The sequence below is a fragment of the Winogradskyella bathintestinalis genome (assembly GCF_030407435.1).
Taxonomy (GTDB): Bacteria; Bacteroidota; Bacteroidia; order Flavobacteriales; family Flavobacteriaceae; genus Winogradskyella; species Winogradskyella bathintestinalis.
In genome coordinates this window covers 1,019,444-1,040,476 of record NZ_JASDDK010000001.1, presented here as the reverse complement: position 1 = coordinate 1,040,476, position 21,033 = coordinate 1,019,444, and the positions used below count along the sequence as shown (strand labels likewise).

Here is a 21,033-nt window from a genome sequence, read left to right as displayed (position 1 = left end):
TACCCAAATTCACAAAACAAATCCTATGAAATATATACGCCTTATTACACTTTTAGCTTTCATAGCTTCAATAACGAGTATTTTTTGCGGACTTATTTTATCGGTTGACTTTTCTCAAAAACTTATTGGCTTTGGCGTTATTGGTTTATTTATTATAGTCTTTCCGTTGTTTTCTTACTACAGATGGAAGGGTAAAAACTTAAAAGATTATATGTTAACTAAAGAAAATCTAGATAAAATGCGTGAAAATCAAAAGAAATCTAGATAATAATTTGTACAATTTTACATCACTATAAAATCACAAAATCCTATTGTATATAGGGCCTCACAAGATTTTTCTAACTTCACATTTAATCAATTGATTTTCAATACGAAACCATCTAAAACAAAATAAAACAATTTATTAACATTCCGCTTTATTTTTCTATTATCTTTGCGTTTTAATTTTTATAATATTATTACAATGACTGGAACAGTTAAATTTTTTAATGATTCAAAAGGATTTGGATTCATTACCAACGAAGAAACAGGAAAAGACATCTTCGTACACGTATCAAACCTTAATGGCGTAGAATTACGTGAAGGTGACAACGTAGAGTACGACGAAGAAGAAGGAAGAAAAGGAATGGTAGCTGCAAACGTGCAGGTATTATAAGTATATATCTTACAAGTTTCAACGCTCAACCAATGGTTGAGCGTTTTTTTTTGCCTTATTTTCAAGTTTTTATAAAGCTCACAAGCTACTTAAAAACGATAGGTAAATCCGTTCTGTTAATCTTAACAATATAATATGGCTGTGACATAACCGTTGTTGTCATTCCCGAAGGCGGGCTATGCGACACTGAGATTAATCTATATTCTGAATTGGATGAAATATCCAGTTTTATGTGATGTCCTCCACTACTCTTTACATCAGCAAATACAGCAATAACCGTATATTTAGAAAAATCAATGTTGGTCTAGGTAAAACTACTAGACACATTATTTACAGAATTCATTTGATTTATTAATGCCTTCCAATCATCATTACTAGTGATTACCAAGTTTTGTTTTTGAATGCCTTCTTCACCTGAACCGTAAAGGTTTCCTTCGGCAATTAAAACAGATTCAGTATTTATGAGAGTCCCTTTATTCTGGACGGTTTTAACGCTTTTACAACTCTGGATGAATATTACAGAAAGAATAATTAATGTATTTAATTTCATAATTAAAATAGTCTTTAATTAAAAAAGATCTTAGTTTAAGTTACGTTTTTCTATAAAAAAACGTTTTAGTAAAGCCGAAGCTTCTTCTGCTAAAACTCCGCTTACCACCTCCGTTTTAGGATGCAATTTTGTGCCCATAATTTTATAACCTCTTTGTGTATCTGAAGCTCCATAAACTATTTTCGAAATCTGGCTCCAATACAACGCTCCTGCACACATTTGGCAAGGTTCTAAGGTGACATACAGGGTGCACTTATTCAGGTATTTACCACCTAAAAAATCAGCAGCAGAGGTAATAGCTTGCATTTCTGCATGTGCAGTAACATCATTTAACAACTCTGTGAGATTGTGTGTTCTTGCAATAATTCTATTTTCTACTACAATAATTGCTCCCACAGGAATTTCCCCTTTATCAAAAGCAATCTCAGCTTCTTGAAGGGCTTTTTTCATAAAATAAATATCGTCGAACGGGTTTATCATAGTAGCTAAATTACAATTTCATTATGAATTTTAAATAACGGCAGGAATTTTGATTCTACAAAACAAAATTAATAATTATGAAAACCAACTACTCTTTCTCTATTCCAAAACCTTGTCACGAAGATTGGTCTAAAATGTCTCCGAATGAGAAAGGGAGATTTTGCCAATTGTGCCCTAAGACCGTTGTTGATTTTACCCAAATGCCAAAAGAGGTCATTGAAAATTATTTAATTCGGCAGGGAAATAAAAAAGTTTGTGGTCGTTTTAAGGTTTCGCAATTAGAGCAGATTCAGATTGAAATTCCACATCAAGTATTTCAGCAACAAACAAGTTTTAACAAGTTATTTCTTTTGGTACTGTTGGTTACCATGGGATCGACATTATTAAATTGTTCTGACCAAAATGGAAACACTAAAAAAATCGATACTGTAGAAGTCCTTTCTACGCTTCAAGCCAAGACTATTAAAAATCCTGAAATTACAGCCTCAAAAATTGTGATTGATACAACGAAAACCATTACAATCCCTAAACCACTAGATGTAATAAAGCGAGTTGAGGCTCCAACACCTACTCTAACAGGTCTTATCGTTGAAGTAATGGGAGATATTGCACCTGTTAAACGTATTGCAGATGACGAAGACAGAGTATTTGAATATATCTTGGTAGAACATGTTCCAGAATTTATAGGCACCGCAAATACATTATCTAATTCTGAGAAAAGAGCCTATTTTTCAAAAAAAATATCTGACTTCGTTAAAGACAATTTTGATTTGAACCAAGGACAATTAACTCTAAAAGGAAAACAAAGCATTCAGACTCAATTTATTGTTGATAAACAAGGTAAGATATCAGACGTCAAAATTGAAGCATCTCATCCACAATTAGAAAAAGAAGCCTTACGAGTAATAAATTCATTACCTCAATTTATTCCAGGTAAACAGCGTGGTAATAATGTTTCTGTTGCCTACACTTTACCAATAACCATTATGCTTGAAGACTAATAAAATCTCGTATTTTTACGAGGTGAATAAATCATTGTTAAAACATATTAACCTGCCCAAAGATTTACGTCTACTACAACAAGAAGACTTACCTCAACTTGCACAAGAGTTACGTGAAATCATCATTAATATCGTTGCCACAAAAGAAGGACATTTAGGTGCTAGTTTAGGTGTGGTAGAATTGACTATTGCATTGCACTATGTGTTTAACACTCCCGATGACGAACTGATCTGGGATGTTGGGCATCAAGCTTATGGTCATAAAATTCTAACGGGACGTAAAGATATATTTGAGTCTAACCGACAGCTAAATGGTATTAGCGGTTTTCCAAAGCGTAATGAAAGTGTATATGATTCTTTTGGCGTTGGCCATTCATCCACTTCAATTTCTGCGGCTTTAGGAATGGCAATCGCCTCACAATTAAAAGGTAAAGATAAACATCACATCGCAGTTATTGGAGATGCATCTATTGCGAGCGGGATGGCTTTTGAAGGCCTAAATCATGCTGGCGTTACCAATGCCAATTTATTAGTTATCTTAAACGATAATGCGATTGGTATTGACCCAAGTGTTGGAGCTCTAAAACAATATTTAACCAACGTAAAAAAAGGTACTGAAAAACAAGATAATATTTTTGAAGCTCTTAATTTTAATTATTCGGGTCCTATTGATGGTCATAATTTGCCATTACTACTATCAGAATTAAAGCGATTAAAAACCGTAACAGGCCCAAAATTTTTACACATTATTACCACTAAAGGTAAGGGTTTAAAACAAGCAGAACTAGACCAAGTAAAATATCATGCTCCAGGGAAATTCAATGCTAAAACAGGGGAACTTCCATTAAAATCTAATATTAAACTTGCTCCAAAGTTTCAAGATGTATTTGGAGAAACAATTGTAGAACTGGCTTTAAAAAATAAGAACATTGTAGGTATAACGCCTGCGATGCCCACAGGCAGTTCCTTAAAATATATGATGGAAACCATTCCTAATCGGGCTTTTGATGTGGGAATTGCTGAGCAACATGCGGTAACACTTGCCGCAGGAATGGCTACCCAAGGCCTTATTCCATTTTGTAATATTTATTCAACATTTTTACAACGTGCATATGACCAAGTGATACACGATGTGGCTTTACAGAATTTACCTGTAATTTTTTGTTTAGATAGAGCTGGATTGGTTGGTGAAGATGGAGCTACACATCATGGAGTTTTCGATTTAGCATATCTCAATTGTATTCCTAATTTGGTAATCTTTGCTCCGAGCAATGCTATTGCCCTTAGAAACATAATGTATACCGTTCAATTGGGTATTGATTTCCCTATTGCCGTTCGCTATCCTAGAGGACGAGGCCATTTATTGAATTGGAAAGTACCTTTTGAAACTATTAAGATAGGGAAAGGGATTTGTATACAACAAGGTACAGACATAGCTATACTTTCTATTGGAACACTTGCCAAAAACGTTGCAGATGCCATTAAATTATTAGATCATAAAGAGGCTGTTGGTCATTATGATATGCAATTTATAAAACCTTTGGATGATGTGTTATTACATGAGATATTTTCATCTTACAAAGCCGTAATAACCATTGAAGATGGTACCATTGTTGGCGGATTTGGCACGTCTATATTAGCTTTTGCGAATACTCATAATTACAAGCAATCCGTAACAAATCTAGGTATTGACGATAATTTTGTTTCTCACGGAACAATTGAACAGTTGCAACAATTACAACAATTTGACGCAGTAGCCATTAAAAATAAGATTGTAGAATTACTCTTCGTTCTCAACAACGGCTAAGTCGGTTTGAATTTCAGGGTTTTCAATTTGAACATCCTTGTAAGATGACAACTCTTTGTTTGGATCTGAAATATCGTCTAACATTATTAGGCAAGTCACCACGACCATGAAAATGACTAGACCTCCAAGTATATTATTTTTCATAAGTAGGTATTTTTAATCGCTTGAATACCAAGTAAACTTAAAAAATATACCGTTAAAAAACAAATTTATTCGATGAAATACATAGCGTTATATAATCTGACCTTGTAATTTTTTATGCAAAAGCATAGCATTGGTATCCGATAATTTTGAAATATAAAGACAGACAGCCAATAAGTTTTGATATAAGGAATGCTGACTAAGTTGTACTGTTTCCGGCAAACTATTAAGTAATAGTTTATCATAGGTCGACATTGTATCTTGAAAATAATGATACGCCATTTTTCCGTAGGATCTTAACAATTGATTTAAAATTTCGTAACCCGAAATTTCCTTATTAATCACTTCTTTAGAGCGGTAAACATTTTTAATACTAATATTAATAATATCTTTAATTTGTGCTTTATATTGACTCACATCTAATAAAGCCGTTTCAAATTTGCCTTCTAAAATGGTCTCTTCATGTTTCATAAATAACGAAGCCGCTTCGTTTATTAATCGTCCAATCGCTAAAGCTCGTAAATAACTCACACGATCTTCTGTGGTCTTTAAAGCATGATAATTCTCTGTTTTAATACTATCGCGGACTAAATTAATTAAATATTCTAGAGCATAGTCTTCATCTATAAGGCCTAGATTTATACCATCTTCAAAATCTATAATGGTATAGCAAATATCATCTGCAGCCTCCACTAAATAGGCTAAAGGATGTCTTTGGTAATTAAGATAATCGTTCTGTCTTTTTATTAAGCCCAATTCTTCAGCTACATCTTGGAACATTTCTTTTTCACTTTGAAAAAAACCATATTTTTTATCTACAACATGATGGCTTGGTTTTTTAGGTAAAGATTCTTTTGGATACTTCATAAACGCTCCTAAGGTGGCATAACTTAATCGCAATCCACCTTCTCTGCCTACTCTACTTTCCGTTAATATCTTAAAGCCATTAGCATTGCCTTCAAAATCACACAAATCTTGGTATTCAGCATCGGTTAAGTGTTTTTTAAATTCTGAACCATACCCTTCTTTAAAATAAGCTCCAATGGCTTTTTCTCCCGAATGCCCAAACGGTGGGTTTCCAATATCGTGCGCCAAAGCTGCTGCCGCAACGATTGCTCCAAAATCATTCATTCTATATCCATGAACACTCTCTAAATGCGGATGTTTTTTTAATAATAACTGTCCGACTTTTCTACCTAATGACCTTCCAACAACACTGACTTCTAAACTGTGTGTTAAACGTGTATGAACAAAATCTGTTTTAGATAAAGGAACCACTTGTGTTTTATCTTGCAACCCTCTGAATTCGGAAGAAAATATAATACGGTCATAATCAACTTCAAAACCTAACCGCGTTTCATCTTGTTCTTTTCTCAGCCTTTTATTGGTATCCCCAAAGCGTTTTAATGACAATAATTGCTCCCAATTCATAATCTAAAATTAAGCATGCAAGATATGTAAATTGCTATACAATTACTTATATAAGCTCAGTTAGATACTAAAATTTTCAATGTTATGTAATTGTTTCCTTAACATAAATTTACGTAATGCTTAGCTAACATTAATCTAACCTTTTCATTACAAATCATTAATTTTTATATAACCTCGAAACAAGGTAATCATAGTTTCTTTGCAGCATACATAAAAAAAAATCAAACTGTATATTAAAATTTAACTCATGAAAAAATTACTTTTAATCGCGTTAATAGCTTCGTCTCTGGTATTCACTGGTTGCTTTAAGGATGATGACACTCCTATTATAATAGAGGAAACTACAATTTACGTTAATGAAGGCGGAGGCACAGAATCGACCTGCCCAATTATAGCTGTTACTGGTGCAATTACAGAAAGCACCACATGGACTGCCGATAATATTTATCAGTTAAATCAAAAAGTAGTGGTGGAAGATGGTATTACATTAACGATAAATCCTGGTACAATTATTAAAGGTTCAGCGGGAACAGGTTCTTTAGCCTCTGCACTAATTGTAGCAAGAGGTGCGACACTAAACGCGCAAGGAACTCCTGAACAACCAATTATTTTTACATCAACTAGCGACAATATTACTTGTGGAGAAACTGCAGGCACTAATTTAGATGAAAATAATAGAGGTCTTTGGGGAGGTGTAATTGTTTTAGGCTATGCTCCATGTTCTTTTTCAGGAGATATTACTGAAGCACAAATTGAAGGTATTCCGGCTGATGATACTTTTGGACTTTATGGCGGTACAGATGCTGCTGATAACTCAGGCGTTTTACAATATATCTCTATTAGACATGGTGGAGCTCTAATTGGTGAAGGGAATGAGATTAACGGTTTAACACTTGGTGGAGTTGGTAATGGTACAGTAATCAATAATATAGAAGTTGTGGCAAACGTTGATGATGGCGTAGAATTCTTTGGAGGTACAGTTGATGCCACCAACTTATTAGTTTGGGCACAAGGAGATGATGCTTTAGATATTGACCAAGCCTACTCTGGTACTATAGATAATGCTGTTGTAGTACTAGGTGATTTTTCTGATCATGCCTTTGAAATTGATGGCCCAGAAGGGACTGCTACCGGTTCGTTTACCTTACAAAACGCCACTATAATTGGTAATTCCGTGACCGAAAATGGTGAGTATGCTGATTTTAGAAGTAATGCAATGGGTACTACAAGTAACATTTATGCTTACGGTTTTAAAGATTCTGCTGATGTAGAACTCGATAACGACGGGGTTGCTTCAAACTACAATAATGATTTAATAACGTTCGGCACATGGCAAATTGTTTTACCATCTGGAGTCGCTAACGTAACAGATATTTTTGTAAATAAAGCTGAAACAGTATCAGTTACTGATTTTGGTTCTACTGCTACCGCGGTTACTCAAGGTACTCAAACTGTTGGAGCTACAACCTCTAACTTAAGCTGGACATATGCTAATACAGCTGGTGGATTAGGTTTCTAAAAACAACACTTTTAATATTCAAACCCATCGTCTACAATGTGAGCGATGGGTTATTCAAATTTTAATATGAAAAATATACAAAACGTTTTAACTTTTGTCTTTATTTTAATTTCCTGTTTAGCATTCTCTCAAGGAAAAGTTACCGGTACAGTTTTAGACGGCGAGTTTAACGAACCTATGGCTTTTTGTAATATCATTGTAAAAGGAACAACGATAGGAGTAAGTGCCGATTTTGATGGTAAATACGAATTAGAGTTAGAAGAAGGGACTTATACTTTAGCCTTTTCTTTTGTTGGTTATGTTACTCAAGAAATTACAGGTGTAGTTATAAAATCTAATGAGCCAACAATTTTAGATATTGTATTAGAAACAAATTCATTAGATACTGTAGTTATAAAAACTTCGACCCAACGAAATACGGAGAACTCAGTATTAAATCTTCAAAAAAAATCAGTAGTAGTTTTAGACGGTTTATCTGCCCAAGCCATAAAAAGTTCGGGTGCGAGTAATGTTGCTAGTGCTGTAAAAAGTGTACCAGGGGTTTCTATACAAGGTGGAAAATACGTTTATGTTCGTGGCTTAGGTGATAGGTATACAAAATCTATATTAAATGGTGTAGATATACCTGGTTTGGACCCAGATAGAAACACAATTCAAATGGATTTATTTCCAACTAATATTTTAGATAATGTTATTGTTTTAAAATCTGCTTCTGCAGAATATCCTGCCGATTTTACGGGTGGTATTGTAAATATTGTAACAAAAGATTTTCCGACCAAAGCCGAATATACTTTGACTATAGGAATGGGCTACAATCCTGATATGCATTTTAATAATAAGTATTTAACCTCTACAGGAAGTGATACCGATTTCTTTGGTTTTGATGATGGCACTAGAGATTTGCCGATTAACAGATACCAAAAAATTCCAGGAACATTCGAAAATAAACTATTGCTAACCACTTTGACCGATAGATTTTCAAAAGAACTTAGAGCAAAGCAAGAAACTAGTGGCATGAATTACGATTTTGGTTTTACACTAGGTAATCAGTATGACATTGGTGATGACAAATTAGGCTATCAAGCTTCGTTTTCTTATAAAAATGAAACAACATTTTACAAGGACAGAGAAGATGGAGCTTATTTAAAGAATTTTTCTGACTCATCAAATACTGAATTAAATTCAATTTTTGACTCTAAAGGGTCTGAAGGCATAAATAATGTTATTCTTAATGGTATGCTCGGATTGACCTATAAAACAGGTTTATCTAAATTTAAAGTAAATTTATTACACATACAAAATGGTGAATCTACAGCTGGTTTCTTCAATCAGAATATATCACAGGATGGTGTGGGCGGTGGCTTTGAGCCGCTAACAAAAAACGCTATTACATACACCGAGCGTTCTATTAGCAATTTATTAGTTTCTGGTAAACATCGTTTAAGTAGTGATGACAATGCTATAAATTTAGAATGGAAGTTAGCCCCTACATTTTCTAAAGTAATGGATAAAGACCATCGAATTACTCCATTGCAGCAAGCTGATAATGGTAATTCTTTTGTTAGTCCATCTGCAGCCACTTTTCCTATTCAATTATGGAGAAATTTAATCGAAGAAAATTGGTCTGGCAAACTAGATTTAGATAAAACAGTAGAACTTTTTGGAAGTCCGGCAAAACTTAAGTTAGGTGGTGCTTACACCTACAAATTTAGAGATTTTAGTGTTGATGACTATACATTTTTTATTCAAGGAGACGACTCCTTTATGGCAAGTGGAGATGTAGATCAGTTATTGAATTCAAATAATATATGGAATCCGTCTACAGATAATGGCACGTATTTAATCTCTGTTGATTTATTCAATCCTATAGATGCATATGAAGGAGAACAACACATAGCCGCTTCTTATTTTTCTGCCGAATTTAATGTTACTGAAAATTTAAAAACTGTTTTAGGCATTAGATCGGAATCTTTTAAATCTTACTATTCTGGTGCAGAAGACTTAACTACATTATTCAATAGAGATTTAATTTTAGATGAATTTGATGTCTTTCCATCTGCAAATTTAATTTATGCTCTAAACGACGAATCTAACTTAAGGTCTTCATACTCTCGTACCACAGCTAGACCATCATTTAAAGAAGCTTCTGTATCACAAATATATGATCCTATTACAAATCGATTATTTATTGGAGATATTAATATAGTGCCAACATATGTCAATAATTTCGATTTAAGATATGAGCGTTTTGGAGACAACGGACAAATGTTTGCCGTTAGTGGATTCTATAAAGATTTTACTGATCCAATTGAGCAAGCCTTCTATAGGTCGGCGCCGTCTCAATTAACTGTAGGAAACCTCGGTGATGCTATAGTTTATGGATTAGAATTTGAAGCAAGACAACGTTTAGGTTTTATCTCTGAAGGATTAAACAACCTAAAAGTGAATGCTAATGTTTCTTTGATTAAATCTGAATTAACTATGGGCTTTGAAGAATTTGATAGTAGAAGTCGCGCAGCTCGAGATGGTGAAAAGGTTGAAGATACCAGAGATTTACAAGGACAAGCACCTTATCTTATTAATGTTGGTTTAGATTACAGCAATTCTAATTTAGGATTACAAACAGGTTTGTTTTATAATATACAAGGATCAACGTTAGAAGTAGTGGGTATTGGTTTAGCTCCAGATGTATATACACAACCTTTTAATAGCTTAAATTTTACGCTTAATAAATCCTTTGGAGAAAATAAAAATTCTGCAATAGACTTAAAAGTCACTAATATTTTAGGAAGTGAAACATTAAGTGAATACGAATCTTATAAAGCAGACAATCAAACCTTCTTTTTAAGAGATCCAGGTACAGAGATATCTTTAGGGTATTCTTTTAAATTTTAAAAAACAAATAAGTACTCAAAGCAAAAAAAGCTTTCTGAGATTCAGAAAGCCTTTTTTGTTTATATAAATCTATCTTTATTATCTATTAACTGCAACTTTAGTTCTATTATCCCATTGGTTCACACTAACGATTTTAGAATCAACAAAATCCACTTCTTTTAAAGAATCTCCTTCCCAAAAAAACCATTTACCCACTTTTTTACCAGCATTATAATTTCCTACAGCCAATTTATTACCTTCAACATCAAAACTCGTCCATTTTCCATCTAATTTACCATTAACATCAAATGTACCCGTTTGTTGTATTTCACCATTATCATGAAAATAAGTAGCAACAGTTAACTCACCTTTCTTCTCTAATTTCACATGGTTCTTATCTTGCGCATAAGTAAAGCCCACGCATAATATTACTATTACTACTACTATCTTTTTCATATCTATTTGTTCTTAAATTAAAAATCGTTAACCAAAGATAACTTTTATTTTACATTCACGCAACAATTACATAACATTAACTTAACATTAAACCAATAATTACCTCTTTTAATGTAAGTTACAATTTTCAAACACAGCATTAATCTTAATATTTAAATAATATTTACATTACAATTAAATTATTTTAAGTACCCATATTTGTAGAGTCTTTTAACGACATTATTAGTATTTCATAAATTCTATTGGTTTTTGTCGACTATATTATTATGACTTCTAATGAGGCTGCTTTACTAAAAGCAGCCTTTTTTGTTTAGATTTTAGATATAAATTAATACCTAGGAAACATTCACGTAACATAAAAGTTAGTTCTTTGTACCCGACAAAAACTAATAAATAAATTAAATGAATACTAAAATCTTTACGATTTTAATTTTTTTATGTGCAACATTTTCTTCAAAAGCACAAGAAATTAGCGATACATCTTTTGGTAAGGGTCTAATTAATTTTGTAGCAAAAGACAGTTCGTTTAGTATAAAATTTGCTCCGCGTTTTCAAGTACGATCTAATTCTTTATGGAATTATGATGGTAATCAATACGGAAGTCCCGACCATAATTTTAATGTACGTAGAGCACGTTTAAAATTTGAAGGTTTTGCGTATAGTCCTAAATTAGCATATAAATTAGAACTCGGACTGTCCAATAGGGATCTTTCTGGCGCTAACGAATTTAATAGAAATACACCACGCTATATATTGGATGCAGTTGTTATGTGGAATTTCCATGAAAATTGGGTATTATGGGCTGGCCAGGCCAAGTTACCTGGAAATATTGATCGGGTCGTATCTTCTGGAAACCTTCAATTTATTGATCGTTCTATACTGAACCGTGATTATAATATTGATCGCGATTTGGGTTTGCAATTATATCACAAAACCAAGTTTGGTGGTAATTTCTTTACCCGTGAGAAACTGGCAGTTTCTCAAGGTGAAGGTCGTAATGTTACTGAAGGTAATGAAGGGGGGCTTCAATATACAGGCCGTTTAGAACTTTTTCCTTTTGGTGAATTTCTGTCTAAAGGTGAATACAGTCAATCAGATTTGAATCGTGAAACTACGCCAAAATTAATGATTGGTTTTACTTATAACTATAATCAAAATGCCGTTAGAGAAAGAGGCTTCAATGGCGCTTATATGATTAGAAATAACGGAACACTCTACGAAACGGATCAAACTACAATTTTCTTAGATGCCATGTTTAAATATAAAGGTTTCTCTTTTATGGGCGAATACGCCAATCGCTCTGCTGGAAACGAAATAGCAATTGAAGCAGATGGTGTAACTCCAACTGGTAATATCGTACTAACCGGAGATGCTATAAACCTTCAAACGGGTTATGTATTTAAAAATAATTACGAAATCGCAGCTCGTTTTACTACTGTAGATTATGAGAAAATTACACAAGTATTACCAACTACGGAGTATACCTTAGGAGCTTCGAAATATATTGTCGGTCATAAATTAAAAGTGCAGTCAGACCTTAGTTATACAACTTTAGATGGTAATAACGATAGTATTAGATTTAGATTAGGATTTGACATTCATTTTTAAAAAAATATAACAATTAGGTAACGTTGTACTTAGATTGTATAAAGATATTTGCAAACATTTTTGATTAATAAATTATGGATAATATTTACTTATATATGATTATTGCCCTAGCCATATTAGCAATTGCTGATTTGGTTGTAGGTGTAAGCAATGATGCAGTAAACTTTTTAAACTCAGCTATTGGATCTAAGGCAATTTCCTTTAAAACCATTATGATCGTTGCCAGTGTTGGTGTGGCTGTCGGTGCGGTATTTTCAAGCGGAATGATGGAAGTTGCTCGTAAAGGCATCTTTAACCCTGGGGAGTTTATGTTCAACGAAATCATGATTATTTTTATGGCAGTCATGATTACAGATATACTATTGTTAGACTTTTTTAACACTATAGGACTGCCTACTTCTACTACAGTTTCTATTGTATTTGAGTTACTTGGTGCCTCTGTTGCCATGGCTTTAATTAAAATTGCTCATGATAATGGTAGTTTTATGGATGCTGTTAATTACATTAATACGTCTAAGGCCACAGAAATTATTCTAGGAATACTACTATCGGTCGTCGTAGCCTTTTCCATTGGAGCAGTAGTTCAATGGTTTTCAAGGTTACTATTATCTTATAATTTTGAAAAAAAAGCCGCTTGGGTTGGTGCGGTTTTTGGAGGTATGGCACTTACAGCAATTACCTATTTCATTTTTATGAAAGGATTAAAGGGCACGTCTTACGCCAAAGAAAATTATGATATTTTAGGTGGAGTAACCATGAACCAATTTTTAGAGAACCAAGTGTTTTCTATTGTTTTTGTAAGTTTTGCTTTTTGGTCTCTCTTGGCTTATGGACTAGTTACCTTAGCTAAGGTTAACATATATAAATTTATTATTCTTATCGGAACGTTTGCTCTGGCACTAGCATTTGCAGGAAATGACTTGGTTAATTTCATTGGTGTACCAATGGCGGCCTATAATGCATTTACAGAATGGACCGCGTCTGGAATTCCTGCTAGTGATTTCCCAATGACTTCGCTTGCAGCAAAAGTATCGACGAACAATTGGCTATTGCTAGGTGCGGGTATGGTAATGGTGTTAACATTGTGGTTTTCTACCAAAGCGAAAGCTGTTGTAAAAACATCGTTAGATTTAGCGAGCCAAGGAGAAACTAAAGAACGTTTTCAACCTAACTTTTTATCTCGTGGCTTTGTAAGGTCGGCGATAGCAATGTCTCAAATGTCTGCTTATATCTTACCACAATCATGGCAAACTAAAATTGATAAACAATTTGAAACACCTGTTATTAATTTGCCAAAAGACAAAAAATACGATTTACCAGCATTCGATTTAGTTAGAGCTGCCGTCAACCTTATGGTTGCTGCTGTATTAATTTCTATAGCAACCTCTTATAAATTACCATTATCTACAACCTATGTAACATTTATGGTGGCCATGGGTACTTCTTTAGCAGATAGAGCTTGGGGTGCTGAAAGCGCTGTATATAGAGTTGCCGGAGTAATTAATGTTATTGGAGGATGGTTTTTTACAGCAATTAGCGCATTCACAGCCGCTGCCTTAGTAGCTTATTTATTAAACTTGAATTTGAAAATTATGTTCCCTATTCTTTTAATTTCGTCTTTTGCGTTATTAATAAGAAGTTCCATTGCGCACAATAAAAAAACCAAAGAAGTAAAAGCAGAGGACAGTTTAACTAAAGCAGAAAGTAGTTCTATACAAGGAGTTATTTTTGAAAGTGCAGGCAATATTGCTAACGTTGTTAAACGTGGTAATAAAATTTATACTAATGCAGTAAATGGTCTAGCCAAGCAAGATCATGCTATGCTTAAAAAGAATAAGAAACAAATTAATAAGCTATCTAATGAAGTTGAAGATTTACGTTCTAATATCTTCTATTTTATTAAAAACTTAGACGAATCTAGTGTTGGAGCTAGTAATTTCTACATTAATATCTTAGGTTATTTACAAGATATGACACAATCTTTAGAATATATTTCTAAGGTTAGCCATAAACACGTTCATAATAATCACAAAAAATTAAAGTTCAGCCAGATTAAAGAGTTGAAGGAATTAGACGCACGTATGGAAGCTTTATTCACCGAGACTAGAACGGCGTTTATGTCGCGATCGTTTGAACAAATAGGAGCGGTATTAGCTGAGAAATCTGAAGTTTACGATTTGGTAAAAGACAAAATTCAAAAACAAGTGGAGCGCACACGTACTGAGGAATCAAGTCCAAAGAACACCACGTTGTACTTTAGTTTATTGTTAGAAACTAAAGATCTTTTAAACGCTACGATGAATCTTCTCGAAGAATACTTTGGAGCTCACGATAGCTCCATTGAACCAGCAACTATTTCTAATGAAAAGGACCAGTAACGATTAATTAACTTTATATACAAAAAACCTCAATGCTTTTAATTAAGTATTGAGGTTTTTTTAGTTTGAAAACTTAAATTAAATTAAGTGTGCATTCTATTTGAGTTAAACAAAATATTGAATAAAATACTTTCTAAACGTCCAACTCTATACTTTTGCCGTATATAATACTTTAAATCTTAACATTAAAAATTTAAAATATGAAAAAAATTTCAGTCCTATTAGTAACAACAATTTTATTGACCGCTTGTGTTTCTAAAAAGAAATACTTAGCCTTAGAACAAGAAAATGGCGAAGTTAAAAGTGAGCTCACAAAAACTAGAGTTGCAAAAGAAGATTTAGAAAATAAATTCGCAGTTATAGAAGCACGAGTTAATGAATATAATTCAAAAATTCAGTCGTTAAATGATGATGTAGAAGAATTAACTATAGAAAATAAAGCTAAATTTCAAGTTTCTGAAGACGGAACTGTAGCCTCTGGAGCAAGTAAAGAAAAAATGCGTGCTACATTACAAAATGTGGATGCCGAAAAATTAGCAAACGCTAAAACATTAAAAGATTCAATGAATTTAGCTGTTCAGTATAATTTGAACAAAGCTATGAACACTAGCGATCTTGATGAAAATGAAGATATCGTTGTAGATATTAACGAAACCGTTGTTATGATATCTATTGACGACGATATGCTTTTTAGTACTGCCAGCTATAGAGTTGGAAATAAAGCTGATAAAATCTTAAAGAAATTGGCAGACGTCATTAATTCTGAACCAAGCTTAGATGTAATGGTAGAAGGCCATACAGATTCCAGAAGCATTAATACTGAAAAAATCTCTGACAATTGGGAATTAAGCGTATTGCGTGCAACTTCAGTGGTTAAAAAATTACAAAATCAATTCAATGTGGCACCAGAACAATTAATAGCGTCTGGTCGTAGTAGCTACCAACCTTTGGTAGAAAACGATACATGGGAAAACCGTGCTAAAAACCGTAGAACGCGTATTGTTTTAATGCCAAATATTGATAAGTTCTTTGCTATGATGGAAGCAAAATAGACCATTAACCTATTTATGGGTAACATTAAAAAGCATCCTCCCGTATAAATCGGCATTGGATGCTTTTTTTGTTTGTGAAGTACGGAAATAGAAAAAATAAGGTTGTTCCACAATTATCAATATTACTTCTGTTTTACTTACACTCAAAATATTGGCGAAATAATGCTTAGAAAGCATCATGAATTATCTCAATTTAAATAGAGTTGAAATGTGTATAACATTTACAATCTCATCAGTCTATAGTTAATAACAAACAGACTGAGTAATCGGCTGTCTGGATATTTCATATCTCACCTCGGTAACAAAAGAAATAGCTGCCACTTAATTAACAGTTCTAAATTTGATTTTAAACTAAAAAAACATCTCATTCCTGAGATGTTTTTTAATTAGTTAGTATTCTTTTACTTCAAAAAATTCTAGCCTTCACAGCTAGCACATTCCTTCTTTTGCTTAAATTTCTGCGCAGCATTCATACTGTGTTGATAGTACAATGATTTTACACCCAATTGCCACGCTGTAACATAAATCTTGTTAATGTCTTTTACTGGCATATCTGGATGTACCATAATATTTAAAGACTGTGCTTGGTCAATGTGATTTTGTCTATTCGCCGCTTGATAAATAATAGTCATTTGATCAATTTCAGAATAGGTTTTAAACACGTCCTTTTCGTGATCTGTTAGACCCTCTAAATGTTGAACCGAGCCATCATAATCTCTAATGCTTCTCCATACCTCATTAGTATTCATGCCTTTTTCTTCTAAAAGTGTTACTAAATAAGGATTTTTAATCGTTGTTTTAATTTTTGCAATATCCTTTACATAACTATTAGACCAAATTGGCTCAATACCTTGTGATACTTGTCCTAATATAAAGGCAGAAGATGTTGTTGGCGCCACAGCATTTAACGTCGTGTTACGTCTTCCGTAGCCTTTTAATACGTCTGGCTCACCAAATAGCTTAGCTAATTCTTCTGATGCTTTTACAGATTTATCTTTTATCGTTTTAAAGATTTCACTATTTAAATCAAAAGCCTCTTTACTATCGAAACCTACCATTTTAGATTGTAATAATGAATGCCATCCTAAAGCTCCTAAACCTAAGGCTCTATTTTCTTTTGCAAAGTTATAGGCCTTCTCCATAAACATGAAGGTTTGTCTATCATCTCTATCAGCAGAATCTCTATATACTTCTAATTTTGTAATAAATTCTTCTAATACCGCATCTAAGAAATACACCATCGTTTCTACCGCGTCGGTATCTTTCCACTTATCATAATGTAATAAGTTTATAGAAGATAACACACAAACAAACGACCATCTGTCGTTGGTCGGTAACATAATTTCTGAACATAAGTTACTTGCGTAGATTTCATGATTTTTATCCTGGTATACATCTGGTGATGTATTGTTGGCATTGTCTCTAAAGAAAATATAAGGGTACCCTATTTCACCTCTACGCTGTAATACTTTTGCCCAAATAGCTCTTTTATCCTTATCGCCATCGATCATTTCTTGCATCCACTCATTACCCACAGTAACTCCATGTGTTAATTCTTGTATTGGATTGCCTTCTGTTCCTATTTCTAAAAACTCATGAATATCGTTATGCTCGATTGGTAAATATGGAGAAAAACGACCACGTCTTACAGAACCTTGGCTCACTACATCAACCATTTTTTCAAACAATTGCATAATATGCACAGCTCCAGAGGACTCACCGTTATTTTTAACTGGTGCACCTCTATGACGCAGTTTTCCAAAGTAACCAGAAGTACCACCACCGAGTTTAGACATCATACCCACTTCTGATTGTGTATATAGGATATCACCCATATCATCAGATATATGCGAGCCAAAACAACTAATTGGTAAGCCGCGTTTTTTTCCAAAGTTAGACCAAACTGGAGAAGCTAAAGAATAGTAACCTTCTGCCATGTAGCCATAAAACTTGTCTGCAAAACCATCAATACCTAATATTTTTTCGGCGTTATTGGCAATTTCTCTAATGCGTTCTTCAGGAGAGGTATCTCCAGTAAGATAACCAGAGGCTAAAAATTGGCGACTATGATCTGTTAACCATTTTATTTCTGGTTCTGACTTCGCTTCTTTAATAGCTTCTTTCCTAGCTTTAATTAGCTCATCGTGATTTAATGTTTTTGTAGTTTGAGGGTTTACTACGTCGTTTTCGAGGTCTAAGTTAATTTTGTCGTTCATGGTTTAAAATAAGTCGTCTCCGGTTACACTTTTTTGTCTTTTTGCATAATTTATTGAACGTTTCACGAAAAAATCTCCGTGTTTTGTTCCTATAATTTCATCATCAAACCAATCGGTTTGTTCTAATAAAGTCTCGTTAACATCGAACACTTTTTCGATGCCAATACTTTCTAATGAATTGTTGAATCTATTTTTAATAAATTCGTTTATTACTTCTTTTGGTAAAAACTCTAATTCTCCAGCTTCAAAAATCCAATCCACCAATTTACTTTCAGATTTAAAAGCTTCTTCACATAATTCTCTTACGACATTGCTATGTTGTTCATCAAACCATGTCGGGTTCTCATCTTTAATAATTCTAATGATATCGATTCCAAAATCACCATGAATTTGTTCTTCTTTTGAAGTCGCTTCAACCACATTAGAAACACCCTTTAGCATGTTTTTATGTTTATTGAAAGCCATAATAATTAAAAATTGAGAAAATAAAGACACGTGTTCTATAAAAAGAGAAAACAACAAAATAGATTCTGCATACTCTTTGTTATCTTCACTTTTAGCATTCTTTAAAGCAGTTTCTAAATAATGAACACGTCGCATTATTACAGGCTTTTTCTTTAAGTTCTTAAACTCATTATTAAGTCCTAAAATTTCTAATAAATGAGAATATGCATCGTGATGACGCACTTCACTTTCTGCAAATGTGGCGCCAACTGAGCCAATTTCTGGTTTTGGCATTTTATGATAGATGTCACCCCAAAACGATTTTACCGCTACTTCAATTTGCGAAATAGCAAGCATTGTGTTTTTAATGGCGTTTTGCTCTACAATGGTCAATCGTGTTTTAAAATCTTGAATATCACTTGTAAAATTAAATTCTGAATGAATCCAATACGAATGTCTTATCGCGTCTACATATTCATTAAGCTCAGGATACTCATACGGCTTTAAATTAATACGTTTTTCGAAAATATTTGTTTTTCTGTTTCTGGCTTGTTCGTCTCTATATAATATATACGCTTTTGCAACACCGTGAAAAGAACTCTCCATTAATTTTTCCTCCACAAGATCTTGCACTTCTTCTACCGTAGGTAAATAATTATGATCCTTTCTTTTTCTATCTAATAAGGTTTGCAAAACATTTACAGAAATCGTATTTGCATCTTCTTTGGTGCCATTTCCAACAGATAACATTGCTTTTTCAATAGCATTAGAAATCTTATTTAAAACAAATGGACTTGTTTCATAATCTCTTTTTATAATTTCTGTAATCTCCATAGTATTCATTTAATTTTAAAGACTAAAAAGTCATTAGAACGATTTAGACCATTCTAGATGTTATTTATATATGCGTAAATCGGGTTATATTTTTTTCCTTAATTAGGAATAAATGTCGAAATTTTTAAAATTGATTTTCGGTACTTTTATGGTTTAAAAATGATAAATCAATTTCTTTTTTTGCCTTCAACAAAGATTGAAAAATGTAGAGTAAAATGAAAGACAATGTTATAAACATTGTCAACAAGTTTTTAACAAAGTTGATTATACTTGAGGAAACTGAAGATTATTAAATATAATTTCACATCATTGATTATCAAGCACTTACAAACATTTTAAATTAAAAATAATTGTAAGTTTAATCGTGTTAAATTTTTAGCTACTAAGCGAGTTCATTGACTATTTCATAAAGCCTATTACTGCCAATATCACGGCATAAAAAAGAGCGTTTTATAAACGCTCTTTTTTCCCTAATAACTAACTGAAATTGATAATAAGTATTTTTAAAAATAATTATTACACATTAACACTGAATAGAAAATTTAGAATAGTAATACCTTCTAATTTATGCAGATTAATAGTAATTAACCAAAAAGGCAAACCCCCAATTTGCATTTTATTTTGGTTTATTTCAATACTTAAATTTCCATATAAATATCTTATTTTCAATACTGTAATGTATAAATGGTAAAAAAAACTGTATAATTGGAATTCAAGAAATTTGTAATATTTTTTAAAGCCTTCTACACATAAAACCATGCATTGCATACATAATTCCATGTAAAACACTTAATATATGTATATATTTATAAGAAATAATGTTCTAATATGTTAAAAGCAGTTATTGTAGATGATGAGCCAAAAGCCATCCAAAGTCTTATATGGGAACTTAGCAACTTTAGTCAAGAGATTGAGGTAATGGCTTCTTTTACTAACCCAGACGAGGCATTAAAGTTTTTACATCTCAATACCCCAGATTGTTTGTTTTTGGATGTACAAATGCCCACCATGGGCGGTTTTCAATTTTTAGAGCAGTTGAGCAACACTGATTTTGCCATTATCATTACCACTGCTTATGATGAGTACGCTATTAAAGCTTTAAAACATGAAGCTATAGATTATCTATTAAAACCTATTGATTCAGATGACTTAAGGGACTGTATTTCAAAAATTAAAAAATATAGTGATCGTACTATTAATTCTTTAAAGTTAGAACGCATCCTTAAAACCTTTAATTCGCAATTCGATAAAAAAAAGATCACCATTAATACCGATGGAAAGTTACTCTTCTTAGACGTAGATGACATAGTCTATATAGAATCCGACGGTAATTATAGCACTCTCTTTTTACAAAGTCGGAAAAAAATTGTAGTGACCAAAAAATTAAAAGAAGTGGATGCTATTTTACCAGAACATTACTTCTTTAGAATTCATAACTCATACATTATAAATCTCAACAAAATAAAAGCTTTTATAAAAAACGATGGCTATGTTATTATGGATAGCGATCAAAAAATACCTGTAGCTAGACAGCGTAAATCAGATTTTTTAGAAAAATTTTAGTTGATGAACTCAGGTTTACTATAT

At 32.8% G+C, this 21,033-nt stretch carries 18 protein-coding genes; 10 read left to right on the top strand and 8 right to left on the bottom strand.

What is annotated here, in order from left to right:
- Window positions 1-25 precede the first annotated feature (25 nt).
- Window positions 26-268, top strand: a complete 243-nt coding sequence (locus QMA06_RS04330) for a hypothetical protein (RefSeq protein ID WP_290205623.1) — start codon at window positions 26-28, stop codon at window positions 266-268.
- Window positions 269-463: 195 nt separating this feature from the next.
- Window positions 464-655: a cold-shock protein gene (locus QMA06_RS04325; RefSeq protein ID WP_173279522.1), complete on the top strand. Its 192-nt coding sequence runs from the start codon at window positions 464-466 to the stop codon at window positions 653-655.
- Between the two features lie 85 nt (window positions 656-740).
- On the opposite strand, the gene QMA06_RS16490 is transcribed toward QMA06_RS04325, so the two are convergent.
- From QMA06_RS16490 to QMA06_RS04315, 3 genes are read right to left on the bottom strand one after another with little or no spacing between them, the layout of a single operon-like run.
- Window positions 741-929: a hypothetical protein gene (locus QMA06_RS16490; protein WP_326521664.1), complete on the bottom strand. Its 189-nt coding sequence runs from the start codon at window positions 927-929 to the stop codon at window positions 741-743.
- A 30-nt stretch (window positions 930-959) separates the two neighbouring features.
- Window positions 960-1,205 (bottom strand): hypothetical protein, encoded by a 246-nt coding sequence (locus tag QMA06_RS04320; RefSeq protein WP_290205622.1) that lies wholly within the window; start codon window positions 1,203-1,205, stop codon window positions 960-962.
- A gap of 30 nt (window positions 1,206-1,235) precedes the next feature.
- Window positions 1,236-1,685: a nucleoside deaminase gene (locus QMA06_RS04315; RefSeq protein ID WP_290205621.1), complete on the bottom strand. Its 450-nt coding sequence runs from the start codon at window positions 1,683-1,685 to the stop codon at window positions 1,236-1,238.
- A 77-nt stretch (window positions 1,686-1,762) separates the two neighbouring features.
- Here QMA06_RS04315 and QMA06_RS04310 point away from each other — a divergent pair, with 77 nt between their 5' ends.
- Together QMA06_RS04310 and QMA06_RS04305 are read left to right on the top strand one after the other, a co-directional pair.
- Window positions 1,763-2,686 carry an energy transducer TonB gene (locus QMA06_RS04310; protein ID WP_290205620.1) on the top strand — a complete coding sequence of 308 codons (924 nt, stop codon included), beginning with the start codon at window positions 1,763-1,765 and terminating at the stop codon, window positions 2,684-2,686.
- A 22-nt stretch (window positions 2,687-2,708) separates the two neighbouring features.
- A complete protein-coding gene (locus QMA06_RS04305; protein ID WP_290205768.1) occupies window positions 2,709-4,493 on the top strand; it encodes a 1-deoxy-D-xylulose-5-phosphate synthase in 1,785 nt (594 codons plus the stop codon).
- Here QMA06_RS04305 and QMA06_RS04300 read toward each other — a convergent pair.
- Together QMA06_RS04300 and QMA06_RS04295 are read right to left on the bottom strand one after the other, a co-directional pair.
- Complete coding sequence (locus QMA06_RS04300) at window positions 4,467-4,637, bottom strand: hypothetical protein (protein ID WP_290205619.1); 171 nt, start codon at window positions 4,635-4,637, stop codon at window positions 4,467-4,469. The genes QMA06_RS04305 and QMA06_RS04300 overlap by 27 nt on opposite strands.
- A gap of 87 nt (window positions 4,638-4,724) precedes the next feature.
- Window positions 4,725-6,065, bottom strand: coding sequence for a deoxyguanosinetriphosphate triphosphohydrolase (locus tag QMA06_RS04295; protein WP_290205618.1), 1,341 nt, complete (start codon window positions 6,063-6,065; stop codon window positions 4,725-4,727).
- A gap of 247 nt (window positions 6,066-6,312) precedes the next feature.
- Between QMA06_RS04295 and QMA06_RS04290 the strand changes: the two genes are divergently transcribed.
- On the top strand, window positions 6,313-7,584 hold the full coding sequence (locus QMA06_RS04290) for a hypothetical protein (RefSeq protein ID WP_290205617.1): 1,272 nt from the start codon (window positions 6,313-6,315) through the stop codon (window positions 7,582-7,584).
- 66 nt (window positions 7,585-7,650) lie between these two features.
- Window positions 7,651-10,479, top strand: coding sequence for a TonB-dependent receptor (locus tag QMA06_RS04285; RefSeq protein ID WP_290205616.1), 2,829 nt, complete (start codon window positions 7,651-7,653; stop codon window positions 10,477-10,479).
- A gap of 78 nt (window positions 10,480-10,557) precedes the next feature.
- Here the strand turns inward: QMA06_RS04285 and QMA06_RS04280 are convergent, their stop codons facing one another.
- Window positions 10,558-10,914, bottom strand: coding sequence for a toxin-antitoxin system YwqK family antitoxin (locus tag QMA06_RS04280; RefSeq protein WP_290205615.1), 357 nt, complete (start codon window positions 10,912-10,914; stop codon window positions 10,558-10,560).
- A 402-nt stretch (window positions 10,915-11,316) separates the two neighbouring features.
- On the opposite strand from QMA06_RS04280, the gene QMA06_RS04275 reads away from it, so the two are divergent.
- The 3 genes from QMA06_RS04275 to QMA06_RS04265 all read left to right on the top strand — a co-directional run bounded on the left by QMA06_RS04275 (window position 11,317) and on the right by QMA06_RS04265 (window position 15,952).
- Window positions 11,317-12,522, top strand: a complete 1,206-nt coding sequence (locus tag QMA06_RS04275; protein ID WP_290205614.1) for a porin — start codon at window positions 11,317-11,319, stop codon at window positions 12,520-12,522.
- Between the two features lie 74 nt (window positions 12,523-12,596).
- A complete protein-coding gene (locus tag QMA06_RS04270) occupies window positions 12,597-14,900 on the top strand; it encodes an inorganic phosphate transporter (protein ID WP_290205613.1) in 2,304 nt (767 codons plus the stop codon).
- Between the two features lie 200 nt (window positions 14,901-15,100).
- Complete coding sequence (locus QMA06_RS04265; RefSeq protein WP_290205612.1) at window positions 15,101-15,952, top strand: OmpA/MotB family protein; 852 nt, start codon at window positions 15,101-15,103, stop codon at window positions 15,950-15,952.
- A gap of 416 nt (window positions 15,953-16,368) precedes the next feature.
- Here the strand turns inward: QMA06_RS04265 and QMA06_RS04260 are convergent, their stop codons facing one another.
- Window positions 16,369-18,168 (bottom strand): ribonucleoside-diphosphate reductase subunit alpha, encoded by a 1,800-nt coding sequence (locus QMA06_RS04260; RefSeq protein ID WP_290205611.1) that lies wholly within the window; start codon window positions 18,166-18,168, stop codon window positions 16,369-16,371.
- Between the two features lie 3 nt (window positions 18,169-18,171).
- Window positions 18,172-19,446, bottom strand: coding sequence for a ribonucleotide-diphosphate reductase subunit beta (locus QMA06_RS04255; protein WP_290205610.1), 1,275 nt, complete (start codon window positions 19,444-19,446; stop codon window positions 18,172-18,174).
- A gap of 828 nt (window positions 19,447-20,274) precedes the next feature.
- On the opposite strand from QMA06_RS04255, the gene QMA06_RS04250 reads away from it, so the two are divergent.
- Complete coding sequence (locus tag QMA06_RS04250) at window positions 20,275-21,009, top strand: LytR/AlgR family response regulator transcription factor (protein WP_290205609.1); 735 nt, start codon at window positions 20,275-20,277, stop codon at window positions 21,007-21,009.
- The last annotated feature ends 24 nt before the right edge of the window (window positions 21,010-21,033 follow it).

What these genes read in the sequence shown, in the direction of transcription:
- QMA06_RS04330 (WP_290205623.1), top strand. Translation starts at nt 26, where the DNA reads ATGAAATATATACGCCTTATTACACTTTTAGCTTTCATAGCTTCAATA.
- QMA06_RS04325 (WP_173279522.1), top strand. Translation starts at nt 464, where the DNA reads ATGACTGGAACAGTTAAATTTTTTAATGATTCAAAAGGATTTGGATTC.
- QMA06_RS04320 (WP_290205622.1), bottom strand. Translation starts at nt 1,205, where the DNA reads ATGAAATTAAATACATTAATTATTCTTTCTGTAATATTCATCCAGAGT.
- QMA06_RS04315 (WP_290205621.1), bottom strand. Translation starts at nt 1,685, where the DNA reads ATGATAAACCCGTTCGACGATATTTATTTTATGAAAAAAGCCCTTCAA.
- QMA06_RS04310 (WP_290205620.1), top strand. Translation starts at nt 1,763, where the DNA reads ATGAAAACCAACTACTCTTTCTCTATTCCAAAACCTTGTCACGAAGAT.
- QMA06_RS04300 (WP_290205619.1), bottom strand. Translation starts at nt 4,637, where the DNA reads ATGAAAAATAATATACTTGGAGGTCTAGTCATTTTCATGGTCGTGGTG.
- QMA06_RS04295 (WP_290205618.1), bottom strand. Translation starts at nt 6,065, where the DNA reads ATGAATTGGGAGCAATTATTGTCATTAAAACGCTTTGGGGATACCAAT.
- QMA06_RS04290 (WP_290205617.1), top strand. Translation starts at nt 6,313, where the DNA reads ATGAAAAAATTACTTTTAATCGCGTTAATAGCTTCGTCTCTGGTATTC.
- QMA06_RS04285 (WP_290205616.1), top strand. Translation starts at nt 7,651, where the DNA reads ATGAAAAATATACAAAACGTTTTAACTTTTGTCTTTATTTTAATTTCC.
- QMA06_RS04280 (WP_290205615.1), bottom strand. Translation starts at nt 10,914, where the DNA reads ATGAAAAAGATAGTAGTAGTAATAGTAATATTATGCGTGGGCTTTACT.
- QMA06_RS04275 (WP_290205614.1), top strand. Translation starts at nt 11,317, where the DNA reads ATGAATACTAAAATCTTTACGATTTTAATTTTTTTATGTGCAACATTT.
- QMA06_RS04270 (WP_290205613.1), top strand. Translation starts at nt 12,597, where the DNA reads ATGGATAATATTTACTTATATATGATTATTGCCCTAGCCATATTAGCA.
- QMA06_RS04265 (WP_290205612.1), top strand. Translation starts at nt 15,101, where the DNA reads ATGAAAAAAATTTCAGTCCTATTAGTAACAACAATTTTATTGACCGCT.
- QMA06_RS04260 (WP_290205611.1), bottom strand. Translation starts at nt 18,168, where the DNA reads ATGAACGACAAAATTAACTTAGACCTCGAAAACGACGTAGTAAACCCT.
- QMA06_RS04255 (WP_290205610.1), bottom strand. Translation starts at nt 19,446, where the DNA reads ATGGAGATTACAGAAATTATAAAAAGAGATTATGAAACAAGTCCATTT.
- QMA06_RS04250 (WP_290205609.1), top strand. Translation starts at nt 20,275, where the DNA reads ATGTTAAAAGCAGTTATTGTAGATGATGAGCCAAAAGCCATCCAAAGT.